The 16,633-nt window shown below is 70.5% G+C and carries 11 protein-coding genes and 1 pseudogene; 9 read left to right on the top strand and 3 right to left on the bottom strand.

Going from position 1 to position 16,633, the window contains the following annotated elements; genetic code table 11:
- Positions 1 to 20: 20 nt before the first annotated feature.
- Positions 21 to 707, bottom strand: coding sequence for a class I SAM-dependent methyltransferase (locus AC2W7K_RS02020; protein WP_211979209.1), 687 nt, complete (start codon positions 705 to 707; stop codon positions 21 to 23).
- 200 nt (positions 708 to 907) lie between these two features.
- Here AC2W7K_RS02020 and AC2W7K_RS02015 point away from each other — a divergent pair, with 200 nt between their 5' ends.
- From AC2W7K_RS02015 to metX, 6 genes and pseudogenes are all read left to right on the top strand, one after another.
- Positions 908 to 1,837 (top strand): cation diffusion facilitator family transporter, encoded by a 930-nt coding sequence (locus tag AC2W7K_RS02015; protein WP_211979210.1) that lies wholly within the window; start codon positions 908 to 910, stop codon positions 1,835 to 1,837.
- Between the two features lie 156 nt (positions 1,838 to 1,993).
- Positions 1,994 to 2,713 (top strand): P-loop NTPase family protein, encoded by a 720-nt coding sequence (locus AC2W7K_RS02010; protein ID WP_249121064.1) that lies wholly within the window; start codon positions 1,994 to 1,996, stop codon positions 2,711 to 2,713.
- A complete protein-coding gene (locus AC2W7K_RS02005) occupies positions 2,703 to 4,346 on the top strand; it encodes a DNA polymerase Y family protein (RefSeq protein WP_211979211.1) in 1,644 nt (547 codons plus the stop codon). The genes AC2W7K_RS02010 and AC2W7K_RS02005 overlap by 11 nt, the downstream gene beginning before the upstream one ends.
- Positions 4,346 to 7,759: pseudogene (locus tag AC2W7K_RS02000) on the top strand (error-prone DNA polymerase). Before AC2W7K_RS02005 ends, AC2W7K_RS02000 begins: the two are co-directional and overlap by 1 nt.
- A 130-nt stretch (positions 7,760 to 7,889) precedes the next feature.
- Positions 7,890 to 9,212: a bifunctional o-acetylhomoserine/o-acetylserine sulfhydrylase gene (locus AC2W7K_RS01995; RefSeq protein ID WP_198498802.1), complete on the top strand. Its 1,323-nt coding sequence runs from the start codon at positions 7,890 to 7,892 to the stop codon at positions 9,210 to 9,212.
- A 1-nt stretch (position 9,213) separates the two neighbouring features.
- Positions 9,214 to 10,248: a homoserine O-acetyltransferase MetX gene (metX, locus tag AC2W7K_RS01990; protein ID WP_486005695.1), complete on the top strand. Its 1,035-nt coding sequence runs from the start codon at positions 9,214 to 9,216 to the stop codon at positions 10,246 to 10,248.
- Positions 10,249 to 10,261: 13 nt separating this feature from the next.
- Here the strand turns inward: metX and AC2W7K_RS01985 are convergent, their stop codons facing one another.
- Positions 10,262 to 12,298 carry an acyl-CoA dehydrogenase family protein gene (locus tag AC2W7K_RS01985; RefSeq protein ID WP_211979214.1) on the bottom strand — a complete coding sequence of 679 codons (2,037 nt, stop codon included), beginning with the start codon at positions 12,296 to 12,298 and terminating at the stop codon, positions 10,262 to 10,264.
- A gap of 54 nt (positions 12,299 to 12,352) precedes the next feature.
- Positions 12,353 to 13,006 carry a TetR/AcrR family transcriptional regulator gene (locus tag AC2W7K_RS01980; protein ID WP_211979215.1) on the bottom strand — a complete coding sequence of 218 codons (654 nt, stop codon included), beginning with the start codon at positions 13,004 to 13,006 and terminating at the stop codon, positions 12,353 to 12,355.
- A gap of 62 nt (positions 13,007 to 13,068) precedes the next feature.
- Between AC2W7K_RS01980 and AC2W7K_RS01975 the strand changes: the two genes are divergently transcribed.
- Genes AC2W7K_RS01975 through AC2W7K_RS01965 form a run of 3 tightly spaced genes read left to right on the top strand, consistent with a single transcriptional unit; the run spans position 13,069 to position 16,570 of the window.
- Positions 13,069 to 14,358 (top strand): acetyl-CoA C-acetyltransferase, encoded by a 1,290-nt coding sequence (locus AC2W7K_RS01975; RefSeq protein WP_211979216.1) that lies wholly within the window; start codon positions 13,069 to 13,071, stop codon positions 14,356 to 14,358.
- The gene (locus tag AC2W7K_RS01970) at positions 14,355 to 15,710 is read left to right on the top strand and encodes a 3-oxoacyl-ACP reductase (RefSeq protein ID WP_211979217.1); all 1,356 of its coding nucleotides are present in this window, start codon (positions 14,355 to 14,357) and stop codon (positions 15,708 to 15,710) included. Before AC2W7K_RS01975 ends, AC2W7K_RS01970 begins: the two co-directional genes overlap by 4 nt.
- On the top strand, positions 15,710 to 16,570 hold the full coding sequence (locus tag AC2W7K_RS01965; protein ID WP_211979218.1) for a MaoC/PaaZ C-terminal domain-containing protein: 861 nt from the start codon (positions 15,710 to 15,712) through the stop codon (positions 16,568 to 16,570). Before AC2W7K_RS01970 ends, AC2W7K_RS01965 begins: the two co-directional genes overlap by 1 nt.
- Positions 16,571 to 16,633: the final 63 nt, after the last annotated feature.

Raw genomic sequence — 16,633 nt, 5'->3', positions numbered from 1 at the left:
CAGCCATCATCTCACCCCGGTCAGTAATGATCCTCGCCGAGGCGGTCAGCGGAGTCCCGGCGCACGAGGAGATATCCCTGCCTGGTCGACTCGGGGAAGCGGCCGGCGGCGTCAGGTTCGCGTTCGAGCTGGGTGACAGGGGAGAAGCCGTGGGGCCGGAGGCGCTCGAGGACGTCGTCGAGGCTGCGGCGGTGGAAGTCGAGGTCGACGTCGAACCCGGCGAGGTCGGAGAAGTGGTCGACGGAGTCGCCGAGCTGGAAGGCGAGCTGGAAGTACCCGCCGGCACGGAGCACCCGCGCCGCCTCGGCGAAGACCTGATCGAGGTCGTCATCGGGGATGTGGATGATCGAGTACCACGCGACGAGGCCGGAGAAGCTGCTGGCCGGATACGGCAGGCACGTCATCGATCCGGTCGTGAACTCGAGATCGGAGTAGAGGCTGCGGGCGGCGGCGATCATCTCCGGGGAGAGGTCGAGTCCGGTCGCGTCGAGGCCGAGCCCGGTGAGGAACGCCGTGATCCGGCCCGGTCCGCTGCCGAGGTCGAGGGTCTCGGGGTGCCCGGTGGCAAGGACGAGTTCGGCGAAGGCGCCGAGAACGGCGCGATCGTGGGGCTTGGCGGTGAGCTCGGCGGAGACCCAGTCCGTGTAGGTCTTGGCGATCGCGTCATAGGACGTGCGGGTCGCGGTCACGTAGTCGGAGGCGTTCATGCCCTGAGCCTAGACCGTGCCGGGCGCAAACGAAACGTCCCCGTGGGGACAGTGCGCCCTGACGGACCCGTCCTCCGCGGTGACGCAGCGGGCGGGTGCGGGCCGGAGGGGCGGGGCGGTCCGGTGCGGACGGACGACCGCCTCGGCGCTCGTTAGGATGGAGATCGGACATCCGCCGAGGTGAAGGGACCCACCGTCACATGCGCACCGAACAGCAGGCACTCAAGGTCTCCCTGGTCGCGATCCTCCTCGTGTCCGTGCTCGGGATCGGCTTCGGGCTCGTCTCCGGGTCGTTCGCGATCCTCTTCGACGGCGTCTTCTCCCTCATGGACGCGGTGATGTCGATCGTCTCGCTCACCGTGGCCGGTCTCATCTCTCGGTCGGTGACGAACCGACTGTCGCTGCGCACGCAGAACGCGTTCACGATGGGATTCTGGCACTTCGAGCCGATCGTCCTCCTCATCAATTCGGTGCTCATGATGGGCGTGGCCGCCTACGCCCTGTTCCAAGCGGTCTCGGCGCTGCTCAGCGGCGGGCGCCCGGTCGACTTCGGCCCCGCCGTCGTCTATGCCGCGGTCGTCGTCCTCATCACCGCCGTCATGGGCACCCTCGAACACCGGGCGAACCGGCGGATCGGCTCCGAGTTCGTCGCGATGGACGTCAAGGGCTGGATCATGGCCGGCGGCGTCACCGGCGCCCTGCTCATCGCGTTCATCATCGGCATGCTCATCGACGGCACCGACGCCGCCTGGCTCATGCCCTACGTCGACCCGGCCGTCCTCACCGTCGTCGCCGCCGTCCTCATCCCCGTGCCGCTGTCGACGGCGCGCCGCGCCCTGGCCCAGGTCTCCCTCGTCACCCCGCCCGCGCTGCGGAAGGACGCCGAGGCGGTCGCCCGAGACATCTGCGCGGCCGAGGGCTTCGACGACTTCCGGGTGTATGCGACGGCTCAGGGGCGTGCGCGGACGATCGAGATCGTCTTCTATGTTCCCCGCGGTCTGCCTCCCCGCCCGCTCGAGGACTGGGATCGCATCCGCGATGAGGCCGAGGCGCGCCTCGGCGGCGACGACCCGCACGCGTGGATCACGGTGTCGTTCACGACGAAGGAAGCCCCGGCACTGCCCGAGTGAGGCGGGGGGCGGGCAGTCGCCCGGATCCTGGTGCTCAGTGCTCGGGTCCGTATGGACCCGTATATTCCGTATCTGCCGAAGATGCGACACGCCCGAGCGAACGCAGCTGCCGCCTGAATGTTGCCTATTTCGAACACTAGTTCGATAATAGATGTCATGTCCGCTGCACCACTCGTCGAACAGCTCAGCCGGGAGATGGGGATCTCCACGGCAACGTCCCTGTTCGACGGCCATCCGTCTCGGCCCGTGCATCCTGTGCTCGCGCCGATCTTCCGTCGCGGCGGTCTGCCGCGCGGGGAGATCGTGTCCCTGACCGGCGGACAGTCGCTCAGCTGCGCTCTCGCGACGATCGCCGAGTCCACCCGGGAGCAGAAGTGGTGCGCCGGCATCGGCCTCGGCGAACCGGCGGTGTCCTCGATCGCCGACCTCGGCGTCGACCTCGACCATTTCGTCAATCTCGTCACCCCGCCGCAGGACTGGCTGCGGGTGGCCTCGATCCTCATCGAATCCTTCGACATCCTCCTCGTCGATCCCGCCTACCAGCCGAGCGCGGGCGAGCGCGCCCGCCTGCTGGCCAAGGTGCGCGAGAGGAAGATGAGCTTCATCAGCCTCGCACCGCTGCAGGGGAGCACGGAGCAGATCGAGATCACCGACGTCCACTGGTCGGGCACCGATCACGGGCACGGCCGACTGCGCTCGTGCCTCGTCGAAGCCCGTTCGCAGACCGGAGTCCACCGCTTCCTCCTCCCGGGACCCGAGGGCACGCCTGCGCCGGCCTCCGCCGGGCAGGATGCCGTGCCGACGCCTGGGGCGGATGCCGAACCAGACGTCGGGCGCGGCCCCGAGCAGAGACCGGTGATCCGCAGTGTCAGCTGATACGCGGACCCTCGTCCTCACCGTCCCCGACTGGCCGGCGGTGGCCGCTGGCATCGAGCATGACCTCAGTCCCGGCACCCCGGTCGCCGTCCTCCACGCCGGCAAGGTCATCGCCGCCAATGCTCCGGCCCGGGCCGCCGGCATCGCCGTGGGCAGCAACAAGCGCGCCGCGGGCTTCCGCTGTCCCGAGGCGCAGATCCTCGTGTGGGACGAAGACGTCGACAACCGGCACTTCTCGGCCGGGGTGGAGGCGCTCGAAGACCTCGTCGCCCGGTTCACCCTGCTCGCTCCGGGGACCCTCGCCGTTCCCCTCGACGCCCTGCGGCACGGCTATGCCGACGAAGCCGCCGCCGTCGAGGCCCTGATCTCCGCGCTCGTCGCGACGACCGGTTGGGAGTTCTTCCCCGGCATCGCCGACACCGTCTTCGCCGCCCGGATCGCCGCCGGCAGGGCCACCCGTGTCCCGCCGGGGGAGACCGTGGCGTTCCTCAGCGCCCAGCCGATCACCGCCCTCGAGGTCACCGGGGAGAGCTGGACCGACCTCATCGACGTCTTCGTCCACCTCGGGCTGCGGAGTCTGGGCGCCCTGGCCGCCCTCGACGCGACCGATGTGATGTCCCGGTTCGGCACTGCCGGCCGGCGCGCCCACGACCTCGCCTCGGGCCGTCCCGACAGGCCCCTGCGCGATCACCTCCGCACGGAGGACCTCCAGGTCGAGAGCGTCCTCGACGTCCCCACCACCCGCAGCGACACCCTCGGCTTCCTCGCCCGGCAGCTCGCCGCGGACCTGCTGACCCGGGTGCGTGCGAGAGGCCTCGTGTGCACGCAGATCACCATCGACCTCCGCGCCGCCGGCGACCGCTCCTCGCGGCGCACATGGCGCATCGAGGACATGACCGAGAACGCCATCGCCGACCGGCTGCGGTGGCAGGCCGAAGGCTGGCTGGCCGGCCTCGGCCGTCCCGGTACCGGAGGCCGGAGCGTCGGCGGAGGCAGGACCGTCGGCGGTGGCCGAAACATCGGCGGCGGCCCGACCGACAGCGGCGATGACCCCGGTCCCGATCCCGAGGACTTCTCCGAGGAGGGGATCACCGCGCTCGGCCTCATCGCCGCGGAGCTGACGACACCGGTGGGCGCGACGAAGAGCCTCTTCGACGAGAACACGGGGCAGATCACCCACACCCTCGAACGCCTGCAGGGCCTCTTCGGCCCCGACGCGGTCCTCGTGCCCCGGCTGCAGGGCGGCTGGGATCCGGCCGAGACGAACCTCTGGACCCCGTGGCAGCAGACCGCCGCCCCGGCCCGGGACCCGCAGGCCCCCTGGCCGGGGTCGCTGGGCACCCCGCGGCCGACGACCGTCGACCGGGTCGCCGTCGATGTGCTCGCCGCCGGAGGCCTCCCCGTCGAGGCGCGTCCCGCAGGCCTCGGCGCCGCCCCGCAGACGATCCGCTTCCCGACCGGGACCACCGAGGCGATCGTCGACTTCTCCGGATCGTGGCCGATCGAATCCGGGTGGTGGGATCCGTCCCGGTCGACGTACCGGACGCGGCTGCAGGTCGTCACGGAGTCCGGTCAGGCGCTGCTGCTGAGCCGCGAATCCGGCCAGTGGTATCTCACGGGACGGTACCGCTGATGGGCTTCTCGAACCCGCGCACCCCGTGGTCGGAGCTCGCCCGACGTCTCGAAGGCAAACAGACCGGCGGCACTCGGGCAGGCGGCACACCGACCGGCGGCACGCAGGCAGACGGCGCGCCGAATCCCTCCGGTTCGAACCGCACCCCGGTCGACAAGCACGCCGACGGCTCCGACGCCCCGGCCTTCTCCCGCCCGGACCGCTACCCGGTCTCCGTCGGTCCGCGCGGCCCCGACGGCCTCGCCCGCTACCCGGGCGCCCTCGGAGACAGCTCGAACGGCGTCGGCGGCCCGATCCTCCTGCCCTCGGCGACCCGACCATGGGCGGAGCTGCACGTCCACTCCCAGTTCAGCTTCCTCGACGGCGCCTCCGACCCCGAGGACCTCGTCACCGCCGGTGCCGCCGCGGGCCTGTCCGCGATGGCCCTGACCGACCACAACGGACTCTACGGAGCCGTCCGCTTCGCCCATGCCGCCGCCGAGGCGGGACTGCCCACCGTCTTCGGTGCCGAGCTCTCCCTCGGGCTGAGAGAGAAGATCCCCGGCCAGACCGACCCCGAGGCCACGCACCTGCTCGTCCTCGCCCGCGGGGTCGCAGGCTACCGCAGCCTCTCGGCGGCGATCACGCAGGCGAACCTCGCCGGGGAGAAGAACCGCCCCGTCTTCGACCTCGAGGAGCTCGCCGCGGCCAGTGCGGACTGGATGATCCTCACCGGCTGCCGCAAGGGCCCCCTGCGTCAGGCGCTGGGCGACCCCGACGGCGGGCTGGGCGCCTGCGGCGGCTGAGCGCGCTCTTCGGCCCCGACCGCGTCGGCGGTCGAACTCAGCCGCGACGGCACCCCGGACGACGACGAGCGGCTGCGTCACCTGGCCGACCTGGCCGCCCGGACGGGACTGCCGACCGCGGCCAGCAGCAACGTCCACTTCGCCACGCGGGCGCACTGGCGCTCGGCGCAGGTGCGGGCCTCCGTGCGGTCGCGGCGCTCCCTCGACGACCTCGCCGGGTGGCTGCCGGCGACGGCGGCGGGCCGGATCCACACAGGAGAGGAGATGGCGGCGCAGTTCCCCACGGCTGCCCTCGACGGGGCCGTGCGGATCGGCGAGGAGTGCGCGTTCACCCTGAGCTCGGCCCGCCCCGAACTGCCCAAGGCGCCGATGCCCGATGACCGTGAGGCCGAGGAGTACCTGCGGGAGCTCGTCACCGACTGCGGTCTCGCCCGCTACGGGACGCGGGCGGAGCATCCGCGCGCCTGGGAGCAGCTCGACCGGGAGATGGACATGATCGCCCGGCTCGGGTTCTGCGGGTACTTCCTCATCGTCCACGACATCACGAGCTTCTGCCATCGGGAGGCGATCTTCTGCCAGGGCCGGGGATCGGCGGCGAACTCCGCGGTCTGCTATGTCCTCGACATCACCGCCGTCGACGCGGTCAAGCACAACCTCCTCTTCGACCGCTTCCTCTCCCCGGACCGCAAGGGCTACCCCGACATCGACATCGACATCGAATCGGGCCGGCGGGAGGAGGTCATCCAGTACGTCTACGACCACTTCGGGCGGGAGCGGGCGGCCCAGGTCGCCAACGTCATCACCTACCGCGCGAAGTCGGCGATCCGCGACGCCGCCTTCAGCCTCGGCTTCGCCCCGGGGCAGCAGGACGCGTTCTCGAAGGCGAGCAACCGCTGGTCGACCCTGCCCGAGGCCGCGGACTCCCCGGTGCCGGCCCAGGTCATCGACGTCGCCGGTGACCTGCTCGGCTCACCCCGCCACCTCGGCATCCACTCCGGCGGGATGATCCTCGCCGATCGCCCCATCGGCGAGGTCGTGCCCATCGAACACGCGACGATGGACCATCGCACCGTCGTCCAATGGGACAAGGACGACTGTGCGGCGATGGACCTCGTCAAATTCGACCTCCTCGGCCTCGGGATGCTCACCGCCCTCCACGAAATGGTCGACCTCGTCGACCGGCACACCGGGGAGCGCATCGACCGCGCCCTCATCGACGATGAGGACCCGCGGGTGTACGAGATGCTCTGCCGGGCCGACGCCGTCGGCGTCTTCCAGGTCGAGTCCCGCGCCCAGCTCGCAACCCTGCCCCGGCTGCGACCGCGCGAGTTCTACGACCTCGCCGTCCAGGTCGCGCTCATCCGCCCCGGCCCCATCCAGGGCGGGTCGGTCCACCCCTACATCCGGCGACGGCAGGGACTCGACCCGGTCGAATACCTCCACCCGCTGCTCGAGAAGTCCCTGGCCAAGACGTGCGGGGTCCCGCTGTTCCAGGAGCAGCTCATGCAGATGGCCATCGACGTCGGCGGCTTCTCCGGGGCCGACGCCGACCGGCTGCGGCAGGCGATGGGCTCGCGCCGCTCGCAGCGGAGGATGGCCGAGCTCGCGGAGAAGTTCCGCACCGGGGCACAGGAGCGCGGCGTCGACGCGGAGACCGCGGAGAAGATCTTCGACACGATCGCGGCGTTCGCGAACTACGGGTTCCCCGAATCGCATGCGATCAGCTTCGCCAACCTCGTCTACCAGTCCGCATGGTTCAAATACCATCACCATGCAGCGTTCACCGCGGGCCTGCTGCGTGCCCAGCCGATGGGCTTCTACTCCCCGCAGTCGCTCATCGCCGACGCCCGCCGGCACGCGGTGCCGATCCTGCCCGTCGACCTCCGCCGCTCCTCGGCCGGCACCGACCTCGAGGCCACGGAGACCGGGGAGCTGGGGATCCGGCTCGGTCTCGACTCGGTCTCCCACGTCGGCTCCTTCGCCGAGGTGATCGTCGCCGAACGCGAACATGCGCCGTTCGCCTCGGTGGCCGACCTCGCCGAACGCACCGGCATCGGGAAGCAGGCCCTCGAAGGACTCGCCACCGCCGGGGCCCTGTCCGGCTTCGACCTCGACCGGCGGCAGGCGCTGTGGCTGGCCGGGGGAGTCGCCGGATCCCATCCGGGCGTGCTGCCGGGCACGGGCGCCGTCTCCCACGCCCCGGCCCTGCCGACGATGGACGCCTTCGAGACGACCCTGGCCGAGCTCTTCTCCACCGGGATCACCGTCGACGGCTACCCCACGGAGATCCTCCGGCAGTCGCTGCGCGAACGCGGGTACGCCTCGACCGCCGATGCCGCCGCCGCTCCCGACGGCAAGCGGATGACCGTCGCCGCCCTCGTCACCCACCGGCAGCGCCCGGCGACCGCCTCGGGGATCACCTTCATCAACCTCGAGGACGAGTTCGGGATGCTCAATGTCGTCGCCACCGCCGGGCTGATGAAGCGGTTCCGGTCGGTCGCGACCTCCCGCAACGCCCTCGTCGTCACCGGGCTCATCCAGCGCGGCGGGGACGTCGTGAGCCTCTATGCGCACAAGCTCGTCCCGCTCGAGGTCCAGCTGCCGACAAAGGCCCGCAACTTCCGGTGACGGGGCCGCCTCGGTGAGGTCGGCCACATGACGGCAGATGACGGTCGGTGACAGCTCCATGACGAGAACGCGCAGAGCAGGGGCGGTCACGGGTGAGAGTGGAGGCACCCGCTCACTCAGAGGAGATGCCATGGCCCAGTCATTCGAAACCCGCCAGATCCATGCCGGACAGGTCCCCGACCCCGCGACGGGCTCCCGTGCGCTGCCGATCCACCAGACGACCTCGTACGTCTTCGCCGACAACGACCAGGCGAAGAACCGGTTCGCCCTCGCCGAACTCGGCCCGATCTACACCCGCATCACCAACCCGACGACCGAGGTCGTCGAGAACCGGATCGCCGACCTCGAAGGCGGCGTCCACGCCGTGCTCACCGCCTCCGGCCAGTCCGCCGAGTTCCTCGCGATCGCGAACATCGCCGAAGCCGGTGACCACATCGTCGCCAGCTCGAGCCTCTACGGCGGCACGTACAACCTCCTCGACGTCACCCTGCGCAAGCTCGGCATCTCCACGACCTTCGTCGACGTCGACGACCTCGACGCCTGGCGCGACGCCGTCGAAGACAACACGAAGCTCTTCTTCGCCGAGGTGGTCTCCAACCCCCGCTCCGACGTCCTCGACATCACCGCGGTCGCCGACATCGCCCACGCCGCCGGGGTGCCGCTCGTCGTCGACAACACCCTTGCCACCCCCTACCTCGTGCGCCCGATCGAACACGGCGCCGACGTCGTCATCCACTCCGCGACGAAGTACCTCGGCGGCCACGGCACCGCGATCGCCGGCGTCGTCGTCGACGGCGGCACCTTCGACTACGGTGCCCACCCCGAGCGCTTCCCCGGCTTCAACACCCCCGACGAGTCGTACAACGGTCTCGTCTACGCCCGTGACCTCGGCGCGGACTCCGCGTTCGGGGCGAACGTGTCCTACGGCCTCAAACTCCGCGTCCAGCTGCTGCGCGACCTCGGTCCCGCCGTCAGCCCGTTCAACGCCTTCCTCATCGCCCAGGGTCTCGAGACGCTGAGCCTGCGCATCGAACGCCACGTCGCGAACGCCGAGCGGGTCGCCGCCTACCTCGAAGGCCACGACCAGGTCACGCGCGTCGCCTACGCCGGCCTCGAATCCAGCCCGTGGCACGACCGGGCGAAGACGTACCTGCCGCAGGGCGTCGGATCGGTCCTCGCCTTCGACATCGCCGGCGGCTACGATGCCGCTGTCGCGTTCGTCGACGCCCTCGAGCTCCACTCCCTCGTCGCGAACATCGGCGATGTCCGCTCGCTCGTCATCCACCCGGCCTCGACGACGCATTCGCAGCTCGACGACGCGGCGCAGGCCGCCTCCGGGGTCAACCCCGCCCTCGTGCGCCTCTCGGTGGGCCTCGAGGGCATCGACGACATCCTCGCCGACCTCGATGCGGGCTTCGCCGCCGCAGCGGCGACGGCCGAGACCGCCGCCTGAGATGACCACCCAGAGCACGTCCGTGGAGTCGATCCTCGGCTTCACCACGGATTCCGGAGACACGTTCGGGACCGTCGAGATCGCCTACGAGACCTTCGGCACCCTCAACGCCGATCGGTCGAACGCGATCCTCGTCGAGCACGCGCTCACCGGCGACACCCGGGCCACCGACTGGTGGTCGGGGGTCGTCGGACCGGGGAGGGCCGTCGACACGAACGAGTACTTCGTCGTCTGTGCGAACGCGCTCGGCGGGTGCAGCGGCACGACCGGTCCGCAGTCGGCCTTCGGCGACGGTCTGCCCTACGGGTCGCGCTTTCCTGTGGTGACGATCAGGGACATGGCGCGCCTCGAGCACAATCTCACGCAGATCCTCGGCATCGAGACCTGGCATGCCGTCATCGGCGGATCGATGGGCGGGGCGCGGGCCCTCGAATTCGGTCTCCTCGATGCGCGCAAGACCGCGAAGTGCGCGATCATCGCCGCCCCCGCGTTCTCCGAGGCCGACCAGATCGCGTGGGCGATGACGCAGGAGCGGGCCATCGAACTCGACCCCGACTACTGCGGCGGCGACTATGCGGCGATCGGCAGGTTCCCCGCCGCCGGCCTCGGACTCGCCCGGCAGATCGCGCACCTGACCTACCGCAACGACGCCGACCTCAATGAGCGCTTCTCCCGGCGGCTGCGCTCAGCCGGGTACTACGAGGTCACCTCGTACCTCGACCATCAGGCGAAGAAGCTCGCCGCGCGCTTCGACCCGCACAGCTACGTCCTCCTGTCGAAGGCGCTGCGCGATCACGATGTGCGCACGGGACGCTCGGCCGACCTGCGCACGGCACTCGCGCAGGCGTGCACCGACAGCCTCGTCGTCTCCGTGTCCTCGGACCGGCTCTATCCGCCGGCCCAGGTCGAACAGCTCGCGGAGCATCTGCCGGGGCGGGTCGACTACCGGGTCATCGACTCCCCGGTCGGACACGACGGCTTCCTCACCGAGGCCGCCGCCGTGTCCGCGGCGCTGCGGGACTTCCTCACCGCGTGAGGCACCCGGCTGATCAGGCGGTGCGGGACTTCGCGGCCTTCTTCAGCTGCTTCTCCGGCACCGGGTAGTCGCGCTGGGCGCGGGCTCGCCGGTAGTGGGCGGCGGCCTCGGCCTGCCGCTCGGCTTCGACGCCGGTGGCGATCGTCGCCCGCCGGTGATCATCCCCGTAGCCGAAGGCGTCGACCAGATCGAGGGCGTTGGCCGCGAGCTTCGCGCAGAGGCGGTTGAGCGTCTCACCGACCTGCCGTGCCCGCGACATCGGCAGACGGCCGTACATGAGGTGCCAGCCGATGTGCTTCTCGATGAGGCTGAGCCCGTAGGTGTCGCGCAGACGGCGGAAGATCTTCGCCTGGGCGGGATCCTTCTGCTCCCGCATCGCCTCGTCGATGGCCTTCCACTTCTCGAGTTCGACGTAGGCGCGGGCCATCTCGACGAGTTCGTGCTGCTGGGAGTTGAAGAGCTCGGCCGCCTGCGCCGCCGGCATCTTCGCCGCCGGACGCAGCGCTGCGGCGAGCCCGGAGACCATGACCTCGAGACGGGTCTCGAGCAGGGTGCGCTGGAGGCGACCCGAACGGATCCGCCTCTCGCTGAGATTGGGGGTGAAGACGTCGGAGATCGCGCGCCCGGCATTGGCCAGGCCGCTGCGGTAGAGCGTGTGCTCGGCGGCCTGGGTGCCGATGAAGCGGGCGGCCCCGCCGACGTCGATGTGTGCGAACTCCTTGGCGTAGTCCCCGAGGATGCGCTTGGCGACGAGCTGGAGGAGGACCGTGTTGTCGCCTTCGAACGTCACGTAGACGTCGAGGTCGGCCCGCAGGCCCACGAGGCGGTTCTCCGCCATGAAGCCGGCACCGCCGCAGGCTTCGCGGCACTCCTGGATGACGTCGAGGGCCATCCATGTCGAGTCGGCCTTGAACGCCGCGGCCCGGGTCTCGAGCAGGGCGCGGTTCTCCTCGCTGTCGTCGACGCCGGAGAACACCTCCTCGAACGAGGTGAGCAGCTTCTCATGGGCGAGGCTCGAGGCGTAGACCGCGGCGAGGCCGGGCATGAGCCGGCGCTGGTGCTGCTGGTAGTCGAGCAGCGTCGTCTCGGTGTAGTCGTCGACGGTGGTGAACTGCTTGCGCTCGAGCCCGTAGCGCACGGCGATGTCGAGGGCGAGCTTGCTCGCCACGACCGCGGACCCGTCGAGGGAGACGCGACCCTGGACGAGGGTGCCGAGCATCGTGAAGAACCGGCGTCCGGGCGAGTCGATGGGGGAGGAGTACTCGCCGTCGGCGGTCACCGCGCCGTAGCGGTCGAGGAGGTTCGTGCGCGGGATGCGCACGGCGTCGAAAGCGAAGCGACCGTTGTCGACTCCCCGCAGCCCGCCCTTGTAACCGTCGTCCTCGATGCTCACGCCCGGCTGCGGCTGGCTGTCGGCGGTGCGGATGGGCACGAAGAACGCGTGCACGCCGTGGTTGACCCCGGCGGTGATGAGCTGGGCGAAGACGACGGCGGCCCGCGCGTCTCGGGCGGCGTTGCCGATGTACTCCTTCGTCGCGGCCCGGAACGGGGTGTCGATGACGAACTCCTCGGTCGCGGCATCGTAGGTCGCGGTCGTGCCGATCGCGGCAACATCGGAGCCGTGGCCGATCTCGGTCATCGCGAACGATCCGAGCAGCTCTCCCTGCTGGGCGGGCACGAGCCAGTCGGCGTGCTGGGTGGGGTTGCCGAGGTGGAGGATCGCCCCGCCGAAGAGTCCGAACTGCACTCCGGCCTTGATCTGCAGGCTCGGCGAGGCGGTCACGGTCTCCTCGAAGCCGGCGACGGTCTTAGCGTGTTCGTTCGTGCCCCCGAGCGTCTCCGGCAGCGCGGCCATCGGCAGCTTCGTGCCGGCCATGAGTCCGACCGCGGCAAGCGTGTTCGCGCGGGTGGTCTCGAGGTCGTCAGCGGGATCGAGGTGGGTGGACTCGTCGAGGGCGAGGCTGCGTCCCTGGCGGCGGGCCTCTGCCCAGCGTCCGTCGAGGACGGTCTGGATGGCGGTGGGGTCGAGGTCGAGCGCGAAGTCGGTCATGCGTGTGCTCCTGGTCTGTGCGATGGCGGTGCGTGGTCGAATCGTAAGGGTGTCTCAGGCTGTCGGCGGGGCGCCCCTGGCCTCGGGCGGCAGGGACGCCCACAGCCACGTGCTCACCGAGGCGGCGAACGCCTCGGGGGAGCCGGGGGCCGAGAGCCACGTCTCTGTCGCGGCGCGGACGAAGCCGATGGCGCCGGCGGCCCACAGCTTCCCGTCGTCACCGGCGAACCGTCCGTCGGTGACATCGAGGTCGAGGCGCTCGGCGAGGAGGTCGGCGACCTCGCGGAAGAAGCCGCCCTCCTCACCGGGATCGAATCGCCCCACGGCCTGGTCGCAGAAGCGGTAGATGCTCGGCGACTCGGCGGCGAGGCTGACGAACGCGCGGATCATCGCCTCGAGGGTCTCGCGGCGGTCAGGGGTCGGACCGGCGGAGTCTGCGATCGGGACGCGGGAGGCGCTCGCTTCGTCGAGCGAGTTCGCGATCACCTGCATCGCCCAGCCGCCCATCGCCTCCTGGAGCCCGGCGCGGTCGGTGAAGTAGCGGTAGAGCACGGCCTTCGTCGTCCCGGAGTGCTCGGAGATCTGCTCCATCGACAGATCGTCACCGTGTTCGTCGACGACATGGCGGACCGTCCGCAGCAGCTCGCGGCGGCGACTGTCGCGATGCTCCTGCCACCGCGTCGAGCGGCCGTCTGTGAGCGATTTCATGATACAGACGGTATCAGGTACTGTCGGTAACAGCTAATTCCTCGACAGACACGGAGGCGCTCATGCCCGCACCCACCTCACGCGCCGTCATCCTCGGCGGCAACCGCATTCCCTTCGCGCGGTCGAACAAGCAGTACGCGAAGGCGAGCAATCTCGACATGCTCACGAGCACGATCGACGGCCTCGTCGCCCGCTTCGGGCTGGCCGGGGAGACGATCGGCGAGGTCGCCGGCGGTGCCGTCCTCAAGCATTCGAAGGACTTCAACCTCACCCGCGAGGCCGTGCTCGGCTCGGCGTTGTCCCCGACGACACCGGCCTACGACATCGGCCAGGCCTGCGCCACGGGCCTCGAGACCGTCGTCAGCCTGACGAACAAGATCAACGCCGGGCAGATCGAATCGGGCATCGCCGCGGGCGTCGACTCGGCCTCGGACGCGCCGATCGTCGTCAACGACTCGCTGCGGGAGATCCTCCTCGAGCTCTCCCGGGCGAAGACGCTGACGCAGCGCGTGCGCATCGCCGCGCAGATCCGCCCCGCCTACCTCGCTCCGCAGGCGCCGTCGACGGGGGAGCCGCGGACCGGCCTGAGCATGGGTGAGCACCAGGCGATCACGACCGCCGAATGGCAGATCAGCCGGGAGGCCCAGGACGAACTCGCCCTCGCCTCCCACCAGGGACTGGCCAGGGCGTGGGACGAGGGCTTCTTCGACGACCTCGTGACCCCGTACCTCGGAGTCAGCCGCGACACGAACCTCCGCCCCGACTCGACACTCGAATCGCTCGCGAAGCTCTCCCCGGTCTTCGGCAAGCGCCTGCCGACCGCGGCGACGATGACCGCGGGCAACTCGACCCCGCTCACCGACGGGGCCGCATCGGTCCTGCTCGGCAGCGAGGAGTGGGCGGCCGAGCACGGCTTCACCCCGCTGGCCCGGCTCATCGACGCCGAGGCGGCCGCTGTGGACTTCGTCGACGGAGCCGAGGGCCTGCTCATGGCTCCCGCCTACGCCGTGCCCCGGCTGCTCGCCCGCAACGGTCTGACCTTCGACGACTTCGACGTCTTCGAGATCCATGAGGCCTTCGCCTCGACAGTGCTCGCGCATCTGGCCGCCTGGGAGTCCGAGGAGTTCGGACGCGAGAAGCTCGGTCTCGACGGGGCCTTCGGAACCCTCGACCGGTCGAAGCTCAACCCGCTCGGCTCCTCGCTCGCGGCGGGACATCCGTTCGCCGCGACCGGCGGACGCATCATCGCGACGACCGCGAAGTACCTCAAGGAGACCGGCAAGAAGCGTTCCCTCGTCTCGATCTGCGCAGCAGGCGGACAGGGACTCACGGCGATCGTGGAGGCAGCATGAAGGACAAGTACCTCGAACTCATGGGCGGACCGCTCGGGAAGATCGCGAAGACCCTCGGTCTCCCGCAGCCCGTCGAACTCCAGCGCTTCGGCTCGACCCCCGAGTCCTATCTGCGCCGGCCCGTCCTCGTCACAGGCTCCGGCAGCGGGGCCCAGACGATCGCCGACCTCCTCCTCGACAACGGATTCGAGGTCAGGCGGCACGCGGCCCCCGATGAGTCGCTGCGGGCGATCATCGCCGTCCTCGACGACGTGACCTCGCCCTCCGAGCTCTCCGAGACCGTGCTCGGCCTCGGCGGAGCGGTGCGGTCGCTGGCCAAATGCGGTCGCGTCGTGACGATCTCGGCAGCACCCGACCCGACCGCTCAGGAGCCGCAGGTGGCCGCCGCCACCCAGGGCATCACCGGTCTCACCCGGTCGTTGGCCCATGAAATGCGGCGCGGCGCGACAGCCAACGGGATCCTCCTCGGGCGCGGCGTCGGCATCGACGCGCCGTCGGTGGCGTCGGCGCTGTGGTTCCTCCTGTCGGGCAAATCGGCGTATGTCGACGGCCAGTTCATCACCGTGACCTCGGGTGCCGGCGAGAGCGTGACCGATGCCGAGTTCCTCGCCACCGGTCAGACCGGTCCGCTCGCCGGGCGCACCGCCGTCGTCACCGGGGCCGCCCGGGGCATCGGCGCCGAGGTGGCTCGCGTGCTCGCCCGCGACGGCGCCCACCTCATCGGCGTCGACATGCCCCAGGCCGGGCAGGCGCTGGCGCAGGTGATGAACGAGGTCGGGGGCAAGTCCCTCCAGCTCGACATCACCGCCGACGGGGCCGCCGACGCGATCGCCGAGGCCGCCGACGGCACCGTCGACATCCTCGTCCACAACGCCGGGATCACCCGTGACAAGCTGCTCGCGAACATGGACGCCTCCCGCTGGGACTCAGTGATCGCGGTCAACATCGCCTCGCAGGCGCGCATCAACTCCCGCCTCTTCGAGACCGGACGCTTCGCCGAGGGCGCGCAGGTCGTGTCGCTCGCCTCGACCTCCGGCATCGCCGGCAACCGCGGGCAGACGAACTATGCGACGTCGAAGGCCGGGGTCATCGGACTCACGGCCGCCTCGGCGGGGGACTTCGCGGCACTCGGCGGCAGCGCCAACGCCGTTGCCCCCGGGTTCATCGAAACCGATATGACCGCGGCGATGCCCCCGCTCACCCGGCAGGTCGCGCGCCGGCTCTCGAGCCTCCAGCAGGGCGGACTGCCCGTCGACGTCGCCGAGACGATCGCGTTCCTCGCCTCCGCCTCGGCGCGCGGCATCAACGGCCAGACCCTGCGGGTGTGCGGGCAGAACATGGTGGGTGCGTGATGAGCATGCTTCCCGTCTACGCGAAGGCCGTGCTCAAGGCCCTGCCGTTCGGCACGCGTCCCGGCACGGACCTGCCGGACAGGACCATCGCGCGCAGCATCGCCATCGACGCCACCGCCTATGCGGGGTTCGCGAAGGTCATCGAGGCTCCGCTGCGCGACGTCGTCCATCCCGGCTACCTCCACGTGCTCGCGTTCCCGCTGAGCATGCAGCTCCTCAGCGATCCCGCCGTGCCGCTGCCGCTCGTCGGGATGGTCCACATCCGCAATCGGGTCGAGGTCATCCGCCCGGTGCGCATCGGCGATGTCGTCGACTTCTCCGTCTCGCTGGCCGGCCCCTTCGCGCATCCGGCGGGGACGACGATCGACGTCGAGGTCACCGCCCAGGTCGACGGTGAGACGGTGCTGACGGAGACGACGACGTACCTGGCGAAGGGCAAGCGACTCGCCGGTGCGCAGGAGCAGCCGCAGCCGGCGCGTGAGGACTTCGTCGCGCCGCTGCCGACCGCGCGCTGGCGGCTCGACCCGATCATCGGGCAGCGCTACGCGAAGGTCTCCGGCGACTACAACCCCATCCACCTCAACGGGCTCGCCGCGCGCGGCTTCGGGTTCCCCAAGGTCATCGCGCACGGGATGTACACCGCGTCCCGGGCGCTGGCTGCGGCCGACCCCAGGCTCGAGTCCTACCGCTGGGACGTCTCCTTCGCGAAGCCGATCCTGCTTCCCGCGACCGTCGGGTTCGCCTTCACCGGGGGAGCGCGGCACGAGGCGGCGGACTTCGCGGTCTTCGACCCGGCTAAGGGCAAGCCGCACGTGCTCTCGAGCGTCACCGAGGTGGCCGCACCGAGCGGCAGCGCCTGAGGCTGTCGGGCGGCATCGCCTGAGCCGGCCTACAGGCATCGCCTGAGGTCAGAGACGGTGTGC

The organism is Brevibacterium sp. LAARM2_SD2, from assembly GCF_057364785.1.
The sequence above is the reverse complement of the archived record's forward strand: the minus strand, read 5'-3'. Positions and strand labels throughout refer to the sequence as shown.

Coding starts and splice junctions, on each gene's coding strand:
- AC2W7K_RS02020 (WP_211979209.1), bottom strand. CDS start 707: ATGAACGCCTCCGACTACGTGACCGCGACCCGCACGTCCTATGACGCG.
- AC2W7K_RS01975 (WP_211979216.1), top strand. CDS start 13,069: ATGCCCGCACCCACCTCACGCGCCGTCATCCTCGGCGGCAACCGCATT.
- AC2W7K_RS01985 (WP_211979214.1), bottom strand. CDS start 12,298: ATGACCGACTTCGCGCTCGACCTCGACCCCACCGCCATCCAGACCGTC.
- AC2W7K_RS01965 (WP_211979218.1), top strand. CDS start 15,710: ATGAGCATGCTTCCCGTCTACGCGAAGGCCGTGCTCAAGGCCCTGCCG.
- metX (WP_486005695.1), top strand. CDS start 9,214: ATGACCACCCAGAGCACGTCCGTGGAGTCGATCCTCGGCTTCACCACG.
- AC2W7K_RS01995 (WP_198498802.1), top strand. CDS start 7,890: ATGGCCCAGTCATTCGAAACCCGCCAGATCCATGCCGGACAGGTCCCC.
- AC2W7K_RS02010 (WP_249121064.1), top strand. CDS start 1,994: ATGTCCGCTGCACCACTCGTCGAACAGCTCAGCCGGGAGATGGGGATC.
- AC2W7K_RS01980 (WP_211979215.1), bottom strand. CDS start 13,006: ATGAAATCGCTCACAGACGGCCGCTCGACGCGGTGGCAGGAGCATCGC.
- AC2W7K_RS02015 (WP_211979210.1), top strand. CDS start 908: ATGCGCACCGAACAGCAGGCACTCAAGGTCTCCCTGGTCGCGATCCTC.
- AC2W7K_RS01970 (WP_211979217.1), top strand. CDS start 14,355: ATGAAGGACAAGTACCTCGAACTCATGGGCGGACCGCTCGGGAAGATC.